At 37.7% G+C, this 20,057-nt stretch carries 15 protein-coding genes and 1 pseudogene; 6 read left to right on the forward strand and 10 right to left on the reverse strand.

Features of this window, described 5'->3' with window-relative positions; all coding sequences use genetic code 11:
- Window positions 1–329 precede the first annotated feature (329 nt).
- Genes ureC through ACEE93_RS08785 form a run of 3 tightly spaced genes read right to left on the reverse strand, consistent with a single transcriptional unit; the run spans window position 330 to window position 2,711 of the window.
- Window positions 330–2,045, reverse strand: coding sequence for an urease subunit alpha (gene ureC, locus ACEE93_RS08775; RefSeq protein WP_449155314.1), 1,716 nt, complete (start codon window positions 2,043–2,045; stop codon window positions 330–332).
- Entirely contained in the window at window positions 2,042–2,398 is a 357-nt protein-coding gene (locus tag ACEE93_RS08780; RefSeq protein ID WP_449155313.1) for an urease subunit beta, read from the reverse strand. Before ACEE93_RS08780 ends, ureC begins: the two co-directional genes overlap by 4 nt.
- 10 nt (window positions 2,399–2,408) lie before the next feature.
- Window positions 2,409–2,711 carry an urease subunit gamma gene (locus ACEE93_RS08785; RefSeq protein ID WP_449155312.1) on the reverse strand — a complete coding sequence of 101 codons (303 nt, stop codon included), beginning with the start codon at window positions 2,709–2,711 and terminating at the stop codon, window positions 2,409–2,411.
- Window positions 2,712–3,007: 296 nt separating this feature from the next.
- Between ACEE93_RS08785 and yut the strand changes: the two genes are divergently transcribed.
- Together yut and ACEE93_RS08795 are read left to right on the forward strand one after the other, a co-directional pair.
- On the forward strand, window positions 3,008–3,994 hold the full coding sequence (gene yut / locus ACEE93_RS08790) for an urea transporter (protein WP_449156506.1): 987 nt from the start codon (window positions 3,008–3,010) through the stop codon (window positions 3,992–3,994).
- Window positions 3,995–4,151: 157 nt separating this feature from the next.
- Window positions 4,152–4,454, forward strand: coding sequence for an SdpI family protein (locus tag ACEE93_RS08795; RefSeq protein WP_449156507.1), 303 nt, complete (start codon window positions 4,152–4,154; stop codon window positions 4,452–4,454).
- Here the strand turns inward: ACEE93_RS08795 and ACEE93_RS08800 are convergent.
- Together ACEE93_RS08800 and ACEE93_RS08805 are read right to left on the reverse strand one after the other, a co-directional pair.
- Window positions 4,451–5,386, reverse strand: a complete 936-nt coding sequence (locus ACEE93_RS08800) for a cation diffusion facilitator family transporter (protein ID WP_449155309.1) — start codon at window positions 5,384–5,386, stop codon at window positions 4,451–4,453. The two genes, ACEE93_RS08795 and ACEE93_RS08800, sit on opposite strands and share 4 nt — an antisense overlap.
- Before the next feature lie 147 nt (window positions 5,387–5,533).
- Window positions 5,534–5,674, reverse strand: a complete 141-nt coding sequence (locus ACEE93_RS08805) for a hypothetical protein (RefSeq protein ID WP_449155308.1) — start codon at window positions 5,672–5,674, stop codon at window positions 5,534–5,536.
- A 290-nt stretch (window positions 5,675–5,964) separates the two neighbouring features.
- Between ACEE93_RS08805 and lip (ACEE93_RS08810) the strand changes: the two genes are divergently transcribed.
- From lip (ACEE93_RS08810) to lip (ACEE93_RS08825), 4 genes and pseudogenes are all read left to right on the forward strand, one after another.
- On the forward strand, window positions 5,965–8,286 hold the full coding sequence (lip, locus tag ACEE93_RS08810) for a YSIRK-targeted triacylglycerol lipase (protein ID WP_449155307.1): 2,322 nt from the start codon (window positions 5,965–5,967) through the stop codon (window positions 8,284–8,286).
- A 241-nt stretch (window positions 8,287–8,527) separates the two neighbouring features.
- Window positions 8,528–10,752, forward strand: a pseudogene (lip, locus tag ACEE93_RS08815) (YSIRK-targeted triacylglycerol lipase).
- 277 nt (window positions 10,753–11,029) lie between these two features.
- On the forward strand, window positions 11,030–13,159 hold the full coding sequence (lip, locus tag ACEE93_RS08820; protein ID WP_449155306.1) for a YSIRK-targeted triacylglycerol lipase: 2,130 nt from the start codon (window positions 11,030–11,032) through the stop codon (window positions 13,157–13,159).
- 244 nt (window positions 13,160–13,403) lie between these two features.
- On the forward strand, window positions 13,404–15,620 hold the full coding sequence (gene lip, locus ACEE93_RS08825) for a YSIRK-targeted triacylglycerol lipase (protein WP_449155305.1): 2,217 nt from the start codon (window positions 13,404–13,406) through the stop codon (window positions 15,618–15,620).
- Between the two features lie 397 nt (window positions 15,621–16,017).
- On the opposite strand, the gene ACEE93_RS08830 is transcribed toward lip (ACEE93_RS08825), so the two are convergent.
- The 5 genes from ACEE93_RS08830 to ACEE93_RS08850 form a co-directional block, all read right to left on the reverse strand.
- Window positions 16,018–16,134: a type I toxin-antitoxin system Fst family toxin gene (locus tag ACEE93_RS08830; protein WP_449155304.1), complete on the reverse strand. Its 117-nt coding sequence runs from the start codon at window positions 16,132–16,134 to the stop codon at window positions 16,018–16,020.
- Between the two features lie 490 nt (window positions 16,135–16,624).
- Complete coding sequence (locus ACEE93_RS08835; protein WP_449155303.1) at window positions 16,625–16,825, reverse strand: plasmid replication-associated protein; 201 nt, start codon at window positions 16,823–16,825, stop codon at window positions 16,625–16,627.
- 231 nt (window positions 16,826–17,056) lie between these two features.
- The gene (locus tag ACEE93_RS08840; protein ID WP_449156508.1) at window positions 17,057–18,232 is read right to left on the reverse strand and encodes an ABC transporter permease; all 1,176 of its coding nucleotides are present in this window, start codon (window positions 18,230–18,232) and stop codon (window positions 17,057–17,059) included.
- Entirely contained in the window at window positions 18,225–18,911 is a 687-nt protein-coding gene (locus ACEE93_RS08845; protein ID WP_449155301.1) for an ABC transporter ATP-binding protein, read from the reverse strand. The genes ACEE93_RS08840 and ACEE93_RS08845 overlap by 8 nt, the downstream gene beginning before the upstream one ends.
- The gene (locus ACEE93_RS08850) at window positions 18,908–19,966 is read right to left on the reverse strand and encodes an efflux RND transporter periplasmic adaptor subunit (RefSeq protein WP_449155300.1); all 1,059 of its coding nucleotides are present in this window, start codon (window positions 19,964–19,966) and stop codon (window positions 18,908–18,910) included. Before ACEE93_RS08850 ends, ACEE93_RS08845 begins: the two co-directional genes overlap by 4 nt.
- Between the last annotated feature and the right edge of the window lie 91 nt (window positions 19,967–20,057).

Consider the following 20,057-nt stretch of genomic DNA (forward strand, 5'->3'; position numbering starts at 1 on the left):
TAAATATACCCCAACATAATATACTATAACCTAATTGGATAATATATACTTGTTAGAAATTTACATAAATTTTACTTGGATAGTTCCACTCATTTTATATATTAAATACTCTAAACTTTTTTATACTTAAAAATTTAAATAGACATTGGTATTTAGAGTTTTTATTATTATATATTTATTGAAATAAAAAATAGAACAGCCTTGAATTTGCTCCTAACGAGCGAAATCCTTTACTGTTCTATCTTTTAACAGGATATGTAATGCTAATTTTGACCATAAAAAAATCCCCCCAATATTGTACGAATGTACAACATAGGAGGGAAATGTGATTAGAATAAGAAATAACGTTGTGTTAATGGTAATTCTGTAGCTGGTTCACTTGTGATTTTTTCATCATCCACAAACACTTCATATGTTTCTGGATCGACATCTAATTTTGGTCTAGCATTGTTATTTTTCATATCGTCTTTTGTAAGTTGACGAATGTTATGCACTGGACGTACGTGACGTTTAAGGTCTAATGTACGACGAATACCAGACATATATGCCGCTTCTGACACGAATGTCATAGCTGTACTTTGAATATTGCCACCTAATTGACCATACATTGGACGATAGTTAAGTGGTTCTGAAGTAGGGATTGAGCCGTTCGCATCCCCGTTAACCGCAACGTTAATTAAACCACCTTTAACGACCATTTCAGGTTTAACACCAAAGAAACGTGGGTCCCAAATGACAAGGTCCGCAAATTTACCTTCGTCAACTGATCCTACATATTCTGAAATACCGTGTGTAATTGCTGGGTTAATTGTATATTTTGAAATATAACGACGGATGCGGTTATTATCGTTATGTTTACTGTCGCCTTCTAAAGCACCGCGTTGTTGTTTCATACGGTGAGCCACTTGCCATGTACGTGTGATAACTTCACCAACACGTCCCATCGCTTGAGAGTCAGAACTAACCATACTGAAGACACCCATGTCTTGAAGCACGTCTTCTGCTGCGATTGTTTCTTTACGGATACGAGAGTCCGCAAATGCAATATCTTCAGGGATAGATGCATTAAGATGGTGTGTAATCATAACCATATCTAAGTGTTCATCAATTGTGTTATGTGTATATGGTAATGTTGGATTTGTTGAAGATGGTAATACGTTTGGATATGCTGCTGATTTGATTAAGTCAGGTGCGTGTCCGCCACCTGCACCCTCTGTGTGGTACATATGGATTACTTTATCACCAATGGCTTCCATTGTATCTTCCATGAAGCCACCTTCATTTAAGGTATCAGCGTGTAATGCGATTTGAACGTCATATTCATCGGCAACCTCTAACGCATTGCGAAGTGCTGATGGTGTTGCACCCCAGTCTTCGTGTACTTTTAAACCGATAGCGCCGGCATGAATTTGTTCGATTAATGCTGTATGACTTGCCGCTTGACCTTTACCTGTGAAACCAACGTTAATTGGTAACGCTTCTGCTGCTTCAAGCATACGATGCATATACCAAGTACCTGGTGTTACAGTTGTGGCTTTAGAACCTTCTGAAGCACCTGTACCCCCACCGATATGTGTTGTAATACCGCTTTCTAATGCGACTTCAGCTTGTTCAGGGTTAATAAAGTGAACGTGTGTGTCAATACCACCTGCAGTCACAATTTTACCTTCTCCTGAAATAACGTCAGTTGCTGAACCGATAACGATATCCACATTGTCCATAATATCTGGGTTACCTGCTTTACCTAACCCCATTATGTAACCGCCTTTAATACCGATATCACATTTAATTACTTTATCATGGTCAATGACAACTGCATTTGTAATAACTAAGTCAGCGACATATTTATTATCACGTGTCATATTTGGGTTTTGACCCATACCATCACGAATAACTTTACCGCCACCAAATGTGACTTCATCGCCAGGCACTGCATAGTCTTTCTCTACATGAGCAAATAAGTCTGTATCTCCTAGACGAATGGAATCCCCTGCTGTTGGACCATATAAACTTGTATATTGAGATTCTGTCATTTTAAAACTCATTTTACTTCACTTCCTTCGACCATATTCGCTGGTGTAATACGTGACTCATCCACGTGACCGTCTACATCTCCATGGAAACCATAAATACATTGACGACCTGCGTAAGGAATCAGGCGTACTTCTTTTTCATCACCAGGTTCAAAACGAACAGCTGCACCTGCAGGAATATCTAAATGCTTAGCATACGCTTGTTCACGTTCGAAATCTAAAGCAGGATTCGCTTCAAAAAAATGATAATGTGAACCGACTTGAACTGGACGATCCCCACTATTTTTCACTTGAATAACTGTACATTCTCGATTTTCATTAATCATCATTTCTGTATTTTGTACGATAATTTCACCGGGTTGCATAATTGGCCTCCTAAACGATTGGGTGGTGGATTGTTATTAATTTTGTACCGTCTGGGAATGTTGCTTCAATTTCGATATCTGTAATTAACGCTTCAACGCCTTCCATGACATCATCTTTTGATAAAATTTCACGACCGTAACTCATCAATTCCGCAACACTTTTACCGTCACGAGCACCTTCTAAAATTTCATAACTAATAAGCGCGACTGCTTCAGGATGATTTAATTTCAAACCTCTGTCTCGACGTCGCTTAGCTAAATCTGCTGCTACAACAAGCATTAATTTATCTTGTTCACGCTGAGTAAAATACATGTCTTTTATCTCCTTTTGCCGAAATTATTGACTCTACATTTATAAATTATAATCCCCTAAAAAAGATTAATCAAACTAATAATATTTTATGATAATAATTTTTATTTTTACAATCCAAAACCGTTAAATATCCCCCACACATCCTTTTAACTACATTTTTATTAGAGAATAATAATAAAAATAATCATTTTCTACAAAAAATAACTTATTCCTCTACCGTGGTATGGAATTATGTTATTTTTATATTTTAATCCACATATAAAATTATTATTCCACAATAATTGTCACAGATTCATATGAGTGATAAAATTTGGATGGCTTACGTCGACCTTATAAAGAAAGAAGTGAAAACAATGAGTGATTGGATTAACACCTTTTTTAAAAACATTTCCCAAGTTATCCTGTTAGAAAACACTTGGACAGGTGTTTTAATTCTTATCGCCTTATGGATTGGAGATTGGAAAATTGGACTAGCTGCTATGGTCGGTAGTTTGATCAGTTTATTAACAGCTCGCTTTTTCAATTACACTGAAGAGGAAATTCGTTCGGGGCTTGCCGGTTTTAACCCCGTTTTAATTGCGATTGACTTATCACTATTTATTGAATGGTCTTGGCAAGGTGGCCTGATTATTCTGTTAAGTATTTTAATAGCTATGCCAGTCGCACAAGCAATCAAAAGTTTTTTAAAACCGCTTAACGTCCCTGAGTTAACAACACCTTTTGTTATCATTACATGGATTGTCTTACTCATGGCAGAACAATTTAAATTCTTAAAAACAAACGTTTCTGTCTTACCTTTAACAACGAATGTGAATATTGATTTAGATATCACATTCAGACCGATACAATCCTTTTTAGAAAATGTCAGCCAAATCTTCTTGGTTGGTCATATGATTACCGGATTACTGATTATCATTGCATGCTTTATTGCATCTCGTCGTGCCGGTATCTATGTCTTAATCGCTAACGCACTAGGTATTTTATTTGAATTTATCCTTGGTGCAGACATCGCAACAATTAATAATGGATTATTTGGATTTAACTTGATTTTAGCCATTATCGCTGTAAGTTATACGTTTAAATCACAAAACCATCTTAATCCAATCGTTGCATTCATATTAACAGTGCTAATGACACCAATGATGTATGCAGCTCAAGCAACCTTCCTTGAGCCAATCGGTATTCCAATTTTAACATTCCCATTCATCTTAGTGACATGGACGATCTTATTAGCTGGAAAACCTAAAAATACAGATCACCCTACTGAATCAACGACTGATTAATAAAAGTTATAAAGCACCCCTAAAGTTGAACTCGACAAATTCATCTTTAGGGGTGCTTTATATTAATATAACTGTTGTTTTTAAAGTACATTTATAAATACATAGTTAAAGAGAGGCGAAAATGATGGTGTTATTTCCGAGTAGTATCTTTCTATTTATGCTAGGAAACTTATTTGTACATTATCCCCCTGAACATATTAATAATTATTGGGGATTTAGAACTAAAAAATCTATGAAAAATAATAAAAATTGGAAAATAGCTCAAAAAGAATTTGGAATACAATCTAAACAACTATATATGTACACTTCTTTATTTTCACTACCACTTTTATTAATCGATATCTTATTAATCATTTTTTATAGCGATACTATATTAATACTGTCATTGGTCATTCAATCTGTATTGCTCGTATTATCACTAATGTTATTGTATTTAAATATACATAAAAAGTTGTGTTAACTATCAAATTGTTGAAAATAGCTGTCATCTAATTGATTAATATCAAGGTGTTCAATTTGTAATGTTGTATGGGCGAGACCATATTTCTCTTTTAATAAACGTTCTAGCTGATTAATGGTTTCAAACGCATCATCACTATGTCGGCTATCTAGCACGACATGGGCACTTAGTGAATAATGTTCGGTCGTAATTGCCCATAAATGAAATTCATGCACGTCTAACACGCGATCCACGGAGGTCATTGTTTCTATAATTTCATCGGTATCAAACTTTTCAGGCACGGCTTCCATTAAGACCATCCAAGCATTGCGAATGATTTTGTAACCACCACGCATAATAATCAACGCGATAATCATACTTAAAATAGGGTCAATCAGTTGAATACCTGTAAAGTAAATGAGTACGACAGCCACAATAACACCCACAGAATTGAGCAAATCTCCAATAAAATGCCAAAGTGCACTTTGAATATTGATGTTTTGTTCACTTCTTAAAGAACGCATTAAAATCCAAGTTAAGACAATATTCACAATCAGCCCAATGGTTGCAATGACCAACATTAAGCCACTTTCAACTGGCTTAGGATAAATAATACGAAGAATCGCTTCATAAAATATCCAAATTGAAATCACCACAAGTGCCAATCCATTTAAAAATGCCGCCAAAATTTCGACACGTAAGAAACCATATGTATACCGTGCAGTAGGTGGTTTATTCGCAAAGTAAACAGCTACCATAGACAAACCTAATGCTAACACGTCACTTAACATATGAAATGAATCAGATAATAATGCGAGAGAGTTCGATAATAATCCACCGACAAACTCAACAATTGTAAAAAATAAAGTGATCAATAATGATAACCATAATGTGGTTTTTGAATGTGCTTGTGTTTTACGATGTTCTACATGATGAAAATAACCTCTTGCCATACAACCAACTCCTTGATAATCTTTCTCACCACCCATAAATGACGAAGGAGCGGAATAACGACTATTTTGTAACAATCGTAATACCGCCCCATAACCATTCGTGTGTTTGATATTATTATAAAAGTAGACTACATTTAGTCAACTATTTTAGCTATTTTTACCAAAATCATCATTGACTAAAGATTCATCATCTTTGTATTGCTGATACGTAAGATAACCTACGCCTGCTAATACAAGGACTAAAACACCACCTACAATAGAGGTGCTCCATTTACATAATTGTTTCATTTCTATATCCCTCCATTACATGTTCATTCTACCATACCCCTTCCCATTTGTATTATTCAAATGATGTATTTTCTTCGTTTAGATAATTTTATTATTTTATTCATTGACATCTTTAAGAAAGTTCAATACACTAAAATTGTAATATGTTTTAAAGGAGGAGATTGGTATGCTTGCTGTATTAGGTAAGATGTTTGGTTTCATTCCACGTATTTTGATTAACATTTTCATTTAATATTGGGGTTTTAAGGAGGATTTATAATGGAGTAACTTTAACTTAAGAGGTGTCCATTATGAAGCAAAAAAAGAATGTTTATAGTATTCGTAAATTTAGTTTAGGTGCATCATCAGTGGCCATTGCCTCCCTTTTCTTCTTAGGCGCAGGTAACGCACAAGCTGCTGAAGATGAAACGTCACAACCACCGGATTCAATCACGCAAACTGAAGATAGCAGTACGTCCACTGACATAACGTCTCCTGAAGCAACTCAAGACAATATGTCAGAAAATTCACTTTCTGATGATACAACTCAAGAAACTACTCAAGACAACAGTACTGAACAAGCTCAACCAAGCGACGTGTCCAACGAAACAACTTTGAACGAAGAGAATACCACAGAACCATCAACTCCAAGCACTACACTCACTAATGAAAACACACCACCAGAAGAGCTCGAAGCACCAGAAGAAAAACCCGCTACTAAAGAAACTCAAACGATCACAAAAGATGATGAAACTACTGAAACAGTAGAAGAGACGACTGAAACAGCGGAAGAAACAACGCCAACAAATGACAAGGCTACTGAGGAAACAACGAATCAAAATGATACTACAAACATAACGACTGACGCAGATACATCCCTCAATACTGCCGACAATACATCTACTCAAGACACTACTCCAGAAACTACCCAAGAAACAGATCAACCTTCTACAACTTCTGAGGACAATACAACAACTGACCAACCACAATCAGAGGAAACAGCTCAAACAGATCAGGCCACAACAAATGCACCTGATCAAACAGACGAACAAGATGTGACTACAGAAACAAACACGCAATCATCTTCTACAGACAGCACAACACCAGAAACAGATCAAACAGTAAGTGAGGAAACGACTCAAAAAGAAGGAACAACAACAAAAGAAGAAGATCCTAACTCAGATTTAACGGATCAACAAGACGCGCAATCTGTTGAAACAGCGACTGCCCCTAAAGACGATAGTGATGCACCAGAGGCAGAAACACAACATTTAGAAGCAACTGATAAAGAAACATCTGAAGACATCACAGTGCCAGAAGCATTAAAAGACAACGACACTGCTCAACCTGAAAAAGATGACGATTCTACACCAGATAAAGCACTGGATACACTCGCTAAATCAAATGTTGCGACTACCAACACACAACAACAAACACGTGATCAAGAACAAGTTAAAACACAACCGAACCAAAAAGCAAAACAAGGTTTCTATAAAAATGATGACCCTATCATCTTAGTGCACGGCTTTGTTGGCTTTATGGATGATAATAAAGTGGCAGTCTATCCACATTATTGGGGCGGAGAAAGACTTAATGTGCGTGATGAACTCGAAAAAAATGGTTATGAAACATACGAAGCAAGCGTCAGTGCATTCGGTAGTAACTATGACCGTGCTGTGGAACTTTATTACTACATTAAAGGCGGTACCGTAGATTATGGTGCAGCACACGCTGAAAAATATGGCCATGAACGTTACGGTAAAACGTACGAAGGGATTTATAAAGATTGGGAACCTGGTAAAAAAGTACACCTTGTAGGTCATAGTATGGGCGGTCAAACCATCCGTCAATTAGAAGAGTTTTTACGCAATGGTAATCAAGAAGAAATCGCTTATCAACAAGAACACGGCGGCGAGATTTCACCTTTATTCGCTGGTGGTCATGATGAGATGATCTCTTCTATTACAACGCTAGCAACACCACATAATGGTTCTCATGCTTCTGATAAATTAGGTAATGAACCTGTCTTCAGACAATTTATTTACGACTTTGCGAAGTTTATGTCTAATGCCGATTCAAAAATGAATTTCGGTCTAGATCAATGGGGTATCAAACGCACTGAAGGCGAAAAATTACTTGATTATTGGAAACGTATCAAAGAAGAAAATCCATTATGGACAACAGAAGACAATGGTTTTTATGATTTAACATTAGAAGGTGCAGAAAAACTGAATGAACAAACATCATTAAATCCAAATATCGTTTATACATCATATGCTGGTGAAGCGACTCACCCTTCATTATTAGGTAAACAAAAATCTGATTTAAGTATGATGTTTTTACTTAGTTTAACAGGTAACGTCATTGGTAAAGTAGATGATCCAGCATGGCGTGAAAATGATGGTTTAGTCTCTATCGTTTCAGCTGAACATCCAACAAATGAAGCTTGGACAAAAGCAACAGATGAAATTCAAAAAGGGATCTGGCAAGTGAAAGATGTACTTCACGGTTGGGATCACCTTGACTTTGTCGGACTCGATCTTACAGATGTTCAACGTACTGCAGAAGAACTACGTCAATTTTACTTAGGTATTGCTGAGGACTTAGTCGCAGCAGAAAAAGTCACATCATAAAGGAGGAAATACTATGGCCGGAACAGTTGGCGAATTAATTCAATCTTTTTTCAACATTCTCAAAACATTTTTTGAATAGATAAGATCAAGCCCAAAGTTTTTCGATGATCTATATTTCGCTTTAAAACTTTGGGCTTTATTTTTAAACTTTATGAACTATCGCAATGCACATTCGACTTTCACATTGGGAAATGGGCACTGTTTTATCAATGGAGTAACTAAAAACAAAGAGGTGTCCTTTATGAATCAAACAAAAAAAGTCTATAGTATTCGCAAATTACAAGTTGGTGTCTCATCTATCGCTATCGCATCATTTTGTCTTTTAGGTGCACACACTGCACAAGCTGCTGAAAATGATACATCGCAGCCCGAAGCAACCGCTTCTCAAGTTGACGTAAACACGTCCACTCAAGATGAAACGCTGGAAGCTTCAACTGCAGAAGAAGCTGCATCACTTGAGACAACAGACACAACACCATCAAATGACACACCATCTACATCAGAAGCACAAACATCAGAACAACCCTCAACTACTGAGGAAACGACCACTTCTGAGGAGCCAAAAGCCGAATCACCTTCTACTGAATCAGATTCAACTGCTGAACGCGACACAACACCATCAACTTCAGCACCATCTGATCAAGACATAACTGCTCAAGACCAAAAAGAAACGGAAGACGACGCAGTATCTAACAAAAATGAGACTACTACCTCTTCTGAAGTAAATGAAGAAATAGAAGCATCTACTACGACAGACACGACGGTAAATAACGAAGTGGAAACAGCTGAGGTAGCTGACACGACACACGAGGCACCTTTATCAGATATAAATGATACAAATAACGATAAGGATACCTCTACATCATCTATTGTTCAACCTGAGGCGCCTTCATCTGAACAAGTAGCGTCTCAGCCCGCTTCATCAAGTAAAGAAGAAATAGAGACTACATCAAAAGCAACGTCATCTTCTGAAGAGAATACGCAAACAACATCATCTGAGGAGAATACGACAGAGTCAACTGAAACCACGACAGAAACAGCAAAACCCGAGGCTCTTACACCAGCTCCAGAAAAACAAACTAACGATACTGAGGCAACAGCAACACCGCATCAATTGGAAACAGCTACTGAAACTGAAGAAGTAACTGTACCCGAAGCGTTAAAAGATAAGCAAACGTCTACACCTGAAAAAGATGATGACTCTACACCAGACAAAACATTAGATACACTCGCAAAATCTAATGTTGCTACAACAAATCAACAAAAGACACGTGACCAAGAGCAAGTTAAAACACAACCTAGCCAAAAAGCAAAACAAGGTTTCTATAAAAATAACGATCCTATTATTTTAGTGCATGGCTTCAGTGGCTTTACAGATGATAATAAATTAGACATCGTGCCACACTATTGGGGTGGCGACAAACTTAATATTCGTGACGAAATGGAGAAAAATGGCTACGAAACCTATGAAGCAAGTGTGAGTGCATTCGGTAGTAACTATGACCGTGCTGTAGAACTTTATTATTACATTAAAGGCGGTACCGTAGACTATGGGGCAGCGCACGCTGAAAAATACGGACATGACCGTTACGGTAAAACATACGAAGGTATTTATAAAGATTGGCAACCTGGTCAAAAAGTCCATTTAGTCGGTCATAGTATGGGGGGCAAACCATTCGTGAATTGGAAGAACTTCTACGCAACGGTAATGCCGAAGAAATCGCGTATCAACAAGCACATGGCGGCGAGATCTCACCTTTATTTGCAGGTGGCCAGGACAATATGGTTGCTTCAATTACAACCTTAGCAACGCCACATAATGGGTCACATGCTTCAGATCAATTAGGTAACGAACCCATCGTAAGACAATTCGTTTATGATTTCGCCAAACTCCTATCTAATGCCGATTCAAAAATGGACTTTGGTTTAGAACATTGGGGTATTAAACGCACTGAAGGCGAAAAATTACTGGATTATTGGCAACGTATTCGTGAAGATAACAAATTATGGACAACAGAAGACAATGGTTTTTATGATTTAACACTTGAAGGATCAGAAAAACTGAATCAAAATACATCGCTCAATCCAAATATCGTCTATACATCATATGCTGGTGAAGCGACACACCCTACACTACTCGGTAAACAAAAAGCAGATCTTAGCATGATGTTCCCTCTTTCATTAACAGGTAATGTGATTGGTAAAGTAATGGATCCTGAATGGCATGAAAATGATGGACTCGTTTCAGTCATCTCTGCCCAACATCCAACTAATCAAGCTTGGACAAAAGCTACTGATGAAATTCAAAAAGGCATCTGGCAAGTCAAAGATGTGCTACATGGTTGGGATCACGCTGACTTTGTTGGCATGGATGCGACAGATTTAAAACGTACAGCTGACGAATTACGCGAATTTTATTTAGGTATCGCAGCTGATTTAGTATCCATTGAAAAAGTCACATCTTAAGGAAAACTTTAAATAAAATCAGTGCATTTACTGGGGGCTGGGACATAAAGCATTAATGTCTTAGCCTCTTTTATTATTGTTAACACCCCTCTCTTCTTTTCCATAATTTTTTTATATTAATCATATTGACAAAATAAACATATCATTGTATGCTTAATACCACCAAATGTAAGCCTTTTCATTTCTGTTATAAAGGCAAATTGGTCATCATTTTTTTAATATTGGATACATAAGGGAGACACCAAACGGGGAGATTTTAGACAAAGAGGTGTCCATTATGAAACAACAAACAAATATTTATAGCATTCGTAAACTAAGCTTCGGTGCATCATCTATCATGGTTGCATCATTACTCTTTTTAGGCGCCAATCAAGCTCACGCTGAAGAGACGGCGACAACAGATCATCACGTTGCAGACGAAACATCCATGAATGCCGACACGAACGTTAATACTGAGGATATACCATCTTTAAATAATGATGAGGTCCTACAACCTTCTGAGGCTTCAGCTGAATATCAAAACACAACTGAATCAACACTTACTGACAACAAAGCGCCATCAGCACCTTTAACAGTGGAAGCAGAAGATCACAACAAACTTTCTAAAGAGGAAGTACCTTCTACCAATGATACGCCTGAATCAGAAACTTTCAATAAAACAGAGGATGGTCAAAACGTAATAACCGAGCCCAATTCAGATGCGTCTGAACCTGAAAAAGCAATACAACCTACAGTTGAAAAGCGTGACGACGCTCATACTTTCAATCGTGAAACACCAACACCTGAATCAACATCTGATAAGGCGCGATCAGAAACACCCGTTACACCTAAGGCTCAAAACAATGAAAAAGAAACAACAACTCAATCCAACACGTTAGAGACACCAACAGTCCCAGCAATCTCTGAGCAACCAGAATCTAACGACACAACTTCTACAGAGGATAACACGGTTGATAAAACACTTGTAAATGAAGAAACAAAGAATGAAGATGCTTTGCCTTCCATTAAAGAAGCACCTATTGCATCGCCTCAAGAAACAGAACATCAATTAGAAGAAGCGGTTACCGAACCGGAAGCAATGAAAGTTCCAGAGGCATTAACAGGTAATGAGACGACACAACCTGAGAAAAATGACGATTCTACGCCAGATAAAGCACTCGATACACTCGCGAAATCTAACGTTGCTACAACAAATCAACAACAGCAAACACGAGATCAAGAACAAGTTAAAACACAACCGAACCAAAAAGCGAAACAAGGTTTCTATAAAAATCAGGATCCTATCATTTTAGTCCATGGTTTTAATGGTTTCACAGATGATATCAACCCTTCTGTTCTCGCCCATTATTGGGGTGGCGACAAGCTTGATATTCGTCAAGACTTAGAAGACAATGGCTATGAAACATATGAAGCAAGTATTAGCGCATTTGGTAGTAACTATGATCGCGCTGTGGAATTATATTACTACATTAAAGGCGGTACGGTAGATTATGGTGCGGCACACGCAGCAAAATATGGCCACGACCGTTACGGTAAAACATATGAAGGCGTTTATAAAGATTGGCAACCTAGCCAAAAAGTACACTTAGTCGGCCATAGCATGGGTGGTCAAACGATTCGTCAATTAGAAGAACTATTACGTCATGGTAGCGAAGAAGAGATTGCCTATCACCAACAACACGGCGGTGAGATTTCACCTTTATTCGAAGGAAATCATGATAATATGGTCACTTCGATCACTACTTTGGGTACACCTCATAATGGGACACATGCTGCCGATGAACTCGGCAACGAACCTATCGTTAGACAGTTCGTATATGATTTTGCGAAGATGTTAGCAAATACAGATTCACGTGTCTCTTTCGGTTTAGATCAATGGGGTATCAAACGTACTGAAGGCGAAAAATTACTTGATTATTGGCAACGCATTCGAGAAGACAATCAACTATGGACGACAAAAGATAACGGTTTTTACGACCTGACACGTGAAGGCGCTGACCAATTGAATCAGCATACGTCTCTCAACCCGAATATCGTCTATAAAACTTACACTGGAGAAGCTACACATCCTACCCTATTAGGTAAACAAAAAGCGGATTTAAGTCTTTTCTTCCCATTCGTGTTAACTTCAAATATTATCGGTAAAGCAACAGAACCAGAATGGCGCGAAAATGATGGTCTTGTATCCGTCGTTTCTTCTCTTCACCCATCTAATCAAGATTGGGTACAAGCGACAGAGGAATTGCAAAAAGGAATTTGGCAAGTCACTGATGTTCGACATGGCTGGGATCATGTTGACTTTGTAGGCCAAGATGCTGCTGATTTAAAACATACAACAGAAGAACTGCAAGCTTTCTGGCATCATATCGCGGAAGATTTAGTAGCTTCTGAAAAAATCACATCATAAAGGGGGAAATACTATGGCTGGAACAGTTGGCGAATTGATTCAATCTATTTTCAACATCATTAAAACACTATTTAAATAACAACCTACTCTAAGAGGTCGGAACACGTGTTGTTTCCGGCCTCTTTCTTTACGTCTATTTAACACTTCATTCATCAAACACTAACTTTTTTAAATAACTTTTAATGTTTTAATAACTTTCATATATGGAATAACTTATTAAAATTAAAAAGAGGTGTTTTTTACAATGAATAATCAAAGGAAGATATACAGTATTCGTAAATTAAGTATGGGGGCGTCGTCTGTAATGATTGCCTCGCTTTTTTTCTTAAATGTCCATGAAGCGCAAGCGGCTGAAACATCAGCTTCAGAAACAACGCAAACAACACAAGAGACTACCGAGTTACCACAAGCGCCTTCTCCTGACAACACATCATCTAATGACACACTTGAGACAGATACATCAGATGAAGCGGCCACTAGTGAACCGAGCACTACGCTAAATTCTGAACAATCCCCTCAACAAACAGAACCTCAAGACCACACGTCTAGTTCTGACATAAATGAAACTTCCCTTTCTAATAATCAAACTGAAAATGAGCCATTACATAATACAGAAGAAGTACCTGAAGTGAATACTTCTGACGAAACAGAGGCCGTATCTACAAAACAAGAAGACATTACCGAAGATACTAAAGAAACGTCCGATTCAGAAGCGGCACAAGAATCCATCCAACCTTCAAAAGATGTATCAACAAAAGCGTCTAGTGAACCGCTGAAAGAAGAAGACACACATATTCCTGAAACGAATGAGGATACTCCCCTTTCCAATTCTACAACATTAGAAGAGACTGCTAACAAAGACAATGTACATAACGAGGTCACTGCACCTTCACTAGACAATACAACTGAAAAAGAAAAGACAGCTAACGAAACAACTCAGCAAGCACCCTTACCTATCACAGCACCAGCGCCTAACGACACAACTGAAGATGACACTACTCAACCAGATAAAGCACAATTAGAGGAAGAAAAAACATCAGAGGATCAAGCACCTTTACAAACGAATGAACGCGAAACATTACCTGTCGTAGAAGAAGCAACCGCTTCAGAAGATACTCAATCACAACCCAATACAATAATGGCACCACAAGCTTTAAATGATGATAATACGTCACAACCGACAAGTGATGATTCTTCTACACCAGAGAAAGACATCGATACATTAACAACTACGAACGTCGCAACCACAAATACGCAACAACAAACACGTGACCAAGAGCAAATTCAAACCCAACCTAATCAAAAAGCCAAACAAGCTTTTTATAAAAATGGCGATCCGATTATTTTAGTTCATGGATTTAATGGCTTCACTGATGATATTAAACCTTCTGTCCATTCACACTATTGGGGCGGAGATAAAGTCAATATCAGTGAATTTTTAAATGAAAATGGTTATGAAACATATGAAGCAAGTGTCAGCGCATTTGGTAGTAACTATGACCGTGCTGTAGAACTTTATTATTATATTAAAGGCGGCACTGTCGACTATGGTGCGGCGCATGCAGAAAAATACGGCCATGAACGCTACGGTAAGACCTATGAAGGGATTTACAAAGATTGGCAACCTGGTCAAAAAGTACACTTAGTCGGTCATAGTATGGGTGGTCAAACCATTCGCCAACTGGAAGAATTATTACGTAATGGTAGTGAGGAAGAAATCGCCTATCATCAAGAACATGGTGGTGAGATTTCTCCATTATTTACAGGGAACAATGATGATATGATTACATCAATTACAACATTAGCGACACCTCATAATGGGACACATGCGGCTGATGAACTCGGTAATGAACCAATTGTTAGACAATTTGTGTATGACTTTGCGAAAACATTAGCCAACACTGACTCACGTGTGAACTTTGGTTTAGATCAATGGGGCATCAAACGTTCTGAAGGCGAATCATTAATTGATTACTGGCAACGTATACACGAAGACAATCCATTATGGACGACAGAAGATAACGGTTTTTATGATTTAACACGTGAAGGTGCAGCAAAATTAAATCAATCCACATCATTAAATCCAAATATTGTTTACACAACGTATACAGGAGAAGCCACTCACCCGACATTATTAGGCAAACAAAAAGCAGACTTAAGTTTATCATTTTCAAACGTACTCACTGCCAATATCATCGGTAAAGCTGACGAACCTGAGTGGCGTGAAAATGACGGCTTAGTCTCAGTCATCTCAGCACAACATCCTTTCAATCAAGATTGGGTAGAAGCAACAGATGACATCCAAAAAGGCATATGGCAAGTTAACGAAACCCTTCACGATTGGGATCACTCAGACTTCATAGGCGCCGATGCCACAGACCTCGCCCGCACCGCCGAAGAACTCAAAAACTTTTATCTCAACATCGCCACAGACTTAGTCGCAGCCGAAAAACTATCTTAAAAATTAAAGTGCGGAAGAAAGCGTTTTGAACCTGAGCAAAATCGAGCGCTGAACTCAAACCGATCTTTGGTTTTAGTGAAGCGTCTCATTTTGTTGAGGGTTCAGCTTTGCGTAGCCGGATTATAATAAAGTTACGTGCACTTCGAACGTAAGTGAGTTAGTGCACGTTATGCATGCGAGTGAATAGCGAGCAGGCGAACCATTAATTACTTCACACCAGGGTGAATTAGTGCTTCTTATGCATGCGAGTGAATAGCGAGCAGGCGAACCTTTCCTTATGAGCAAAATCGCGTCTCGGACTAATCCATCCTTTATAATAGTGAAAGCTTAAACAGATGTAATTAAAAAAGGAAAACCCTACTGTACAAAATGAACAGTACTGTTATCATAGGGATTTTTAAGTGTGACTATATATCGCCGATTTGTTATTATGGTTATATAGCCAATCTGTAATTACTGCAATAATACATTCAGTAATAACTGTAATCACGATTTGAACAAGGATTTCTAACATAAATCACCTATCTCCCCTATATCTAAATTGAGGGCTGAGAGATAGCGACTGTAGTGTTATATCACGATAAAAATAAGGCCTATTTTACTTATTGTATCTTTAACCGATATGACTTTACAGAAGAACTTAGTTTCAATAATGAAACTAGTATGTTATGATATAAGTAACAAAAGGTGCAATGTTCTTTGTACATCAAAACCCCCACAGCCGGCCAAAGCTTTGTGGGGGTTTTTCTTATCATTTGAACTTATCGTAAAGATAATTTGCAATTATCCCTGTGATAATAGGACAAATGAAAACGATAAGAACAAAAAGTGCAATATTCATTTGTACATCGCACCTCCTTTCCGCACAGGAAGTGCCTCATAAGTATAATACAGTATGACAATGATGTTAATAGAGTTTTAGTGTAAAATCACTCTTTTTATCAATTGAATTGTTTTTATGTTCTTCAACTATTATTTAAAATAATATTCCGCTCTTTCTCACCTTAGTAACCTTTACTTTCTAAAAATCTTTCCAACACATCGTCAACTATTGATTTCATAGATGTATCTTTATCAAGTGCCATTTGAATTAATCTTTTTTTAATAATTGTATCCACTCTTAAAGTAGTACTTTTAGATATTGGTTTATAGTTCTCTGTGTATTGCACTTTAGAAGTATCTATGCTATCTAAAAATCCTCCCATAAGTATCACTCACTCTCAATTAATGTAATGCTTCATATATGTAAAACCTGATATATGAGGATAGAGTTTGGGACATAAAGTATTAATGCTCTGGGAAACCGATTAACGGTGTCCCAAAAGCAGGATTTTCGGCAGAAAGTTCATGATTCACTAAAATTGGAAAAACAATTTTAGCTTGTCGTTCCTTTCTGCTCAAATCCTGAACGCTTTTGTTCCAACCTCTTTAATGACCTACTTAATAATATCAATTAATTCTTTCTTAGCGGCAGCACGAGCTGGTATCCATCCAAATACGATACCGATTAGCGTCGATACACCTACTGCTAAAAGAATTGAACCGAGGCTCACTGCACTCTTAATATAATCTGGTGTAATTAAATCAACGAACGATGCAATTAAAATACCGATAATGAGACCGATAATACCACCAATTAAACAAAGAATGACACTTTCAATTAAAAATTGTAATTCAATGTCACGGCCTTTGGCACCAAACGCACGACGAATCGCAATTTCTTCGGTACGTTCGGCTACAGAAATATACATCACGTTCATTACGCCAATACCGGCAATGAATAGAGAAATACCTGCTACAGCGGCAACAAAGTACGTAATCCCATCAAAGATCTTACCGATACTCTTCATCGCCTCTTCCATATCCGTATATTGATATTCTCCATCGCCTGCTGCTGAACCATTTTGATTCAACTTTTTAGCGACATTATTGGCAATGTCTTTTTTATTCGCATCTTCATCGAACTTAATTTCAAGTTGCGGGAATGAGGATGTTAAATTCGGTAAATACACATCTGCCGTGGCTTTTGGCATGGTCACCGCATTAGGCACTTGCATATTGTCTAAAATACCGACGACTTCAAATCCCATATCATCAATATAAATCGTTTCACCCACTGCATCGCCATCGAAGAGTTGGTCTGCCACATCACTTGAAATCGTCACCACACGATTATGAATGTCGTTATCATCAGTGGTAAACCCCTTACCTTCAGTGGCATTTATCGCTGATTTTTGTTTTAATACCGAAATATCTGCTTTCTTATTAACCGTTGTAGCTTCCGAAGATAAACCAAGTGTGTCATCTTGTTTAATACTTGCGCTATTAACACCTTCAACTTGACGTGCTAAGTCGATATCTGTATCTGTGAACGGTTCGGCATCCGTATTATCCATATTACTACCTAAAAAGTTGATAAGAGCTGCGTCATTTGAAGCCCCAGCCTCACTAAATTGTTCGTTAGCTGACTGTTTAAAGCCATTACCTAAAGACATAATGGTGATAACCGCTGCGATCCCAATAATAATCCCAATCATCGTAAAGATATTGCGCCGTTTATTTTTCATAATTGAGCGAAGTGACACACTGATAATATTTCCCAGGTTACTCATGTTGATGCACCTCTTCTCGTTGCACACGGCCGTCCAAAATGTGAATGACGCGGTCCGCTTGTTCAGCTACTTTAGGGTCATGCGTCACGATAATCATCGTCGTCCCCTGTTCCTTGTTCAATTGTAAAAATAATTCCATGATATCTTTCGATGTTTCAGAATCTAACGCACCAGTCGGTTCATCCGCGATAATAAACTTCGGTTGGTTCACAATCGCACGCGCAATCGCGACACGTTGTTGTTGACCACCTGACAGTTTATTTGGAATGAGTTGCTCTTTATCAAATAATCCTACCTTGTGCAGCATATCCATCACACGTTGTTTTCGATCACTCGACGAAACGCCCGAATACAACAAGGGAATGCTCACATTTTCAAGAATTGTATTATTTTGAATCAGTTTGAAATTTTGAAAGACAAACCCTACTGTACGATTTCGAATTTCCGCAAGCTCATTGTCCGATTGCTCTTGATAATTATCGCCATTAAAGTAGTACGCACCGTCATAACCACGGTCAATAAATCCTAAAATATTAATCAAAGTACTTTTCCCTGACCCTGATGGCCCCATGATTGCGACGAACTCTCCTTGATCAATGCGTAAATTGATGTCTTTTAAAATGTGGTTTGTTTCATTTCCATTTTTAAAATGACGATTAATATCGACCAATTCTATCATTGAGACACCTCAACCTTTTGGCCATCTTTTACTTTATTGTCAGGGTTTTTAAGGATTTTATCGTTCTTTTTCAATCCACTCTTAATGATAATATCGCCATTGACTTCATCGTATTTAACTTGTCGTTTTTGAGCTTTATTGTTTGAATCGACGACGAAGACTTGATTATCCTTTGTTAATGCGCTCTTTGGAATTTTCAGTTCAGATAATGGAATATCTGCTTCAATCGAATAACCGTTTTTCACGTTAAAGTCTAAATCACCAATCATAATTTCATATTTAGAGGTTTCATTGGCCTTACCTAATGATGGATTACTATCGATTGGATTTGTCGTTGTTAATGAACTTTGCCCTTCTGCATCACTTTCTGGCTCTGCCGCCATGTCGCCTCCAGCTGGAGCTTGCGCTGCCTCGCCTTCTTCATAACTTGTAGGCAGCTGTGCAATATGCGTAATCTTCCCTTTGCCTGTTTTACCGTTGCTTGCGACTTTCACATTCACGTCGTCGCCTACTTTAATTTTATCTAAATCAAATTCTGAGACTGTTGTTACAATTTGAGGCTCATTCGAAATCAGTTTTAAAATTGCTTCGCCTTCATTCACATTAGACGTATTTTCTAAAGAGACTGTACCGTTAAATGTGGCATTCACACTGTTATTAATTTGGCCGTCATAGCGATTTAATTGTCGCCAAGCTTTATCGATTTGTTGTTGATCTCCTTTTGCTTCTGCTTGATTCACTTGATCTAATAACTTTTGACGTTGTGTTGGATCAATATCGTAATTGATTAAAGGTGTCCCTTGTGTCACAGTTTGCCCGTCATCAACTTGTGTACTAATAAATTCACCAACTTGCGCGTTGTTTTGATATGTTTTAATCGTGTCCGGTGACACTTTTCCTGTCACATGAATCGGTTTTTCCGATTTCACTTTATATGTATTATATCCTTCCTTACTGTCGTTATTACCTTGGCCAAACGCCTTAACTAATAACGCAATACCAATCAATAGTAGTATACCTACTACCGATAAAATGATTAATGTTGTCTTTTTCAAATTGCACCGCTCCTTATTTTTGTTATAGGACAATTGCATCATAACATAAAATAAACATCTTGAATTATAATTTTTAGAAATTTTACATTTT

It is taken from the genome of Staphylococcus sp. 11262D007BW, assembly GCF_053547815.1.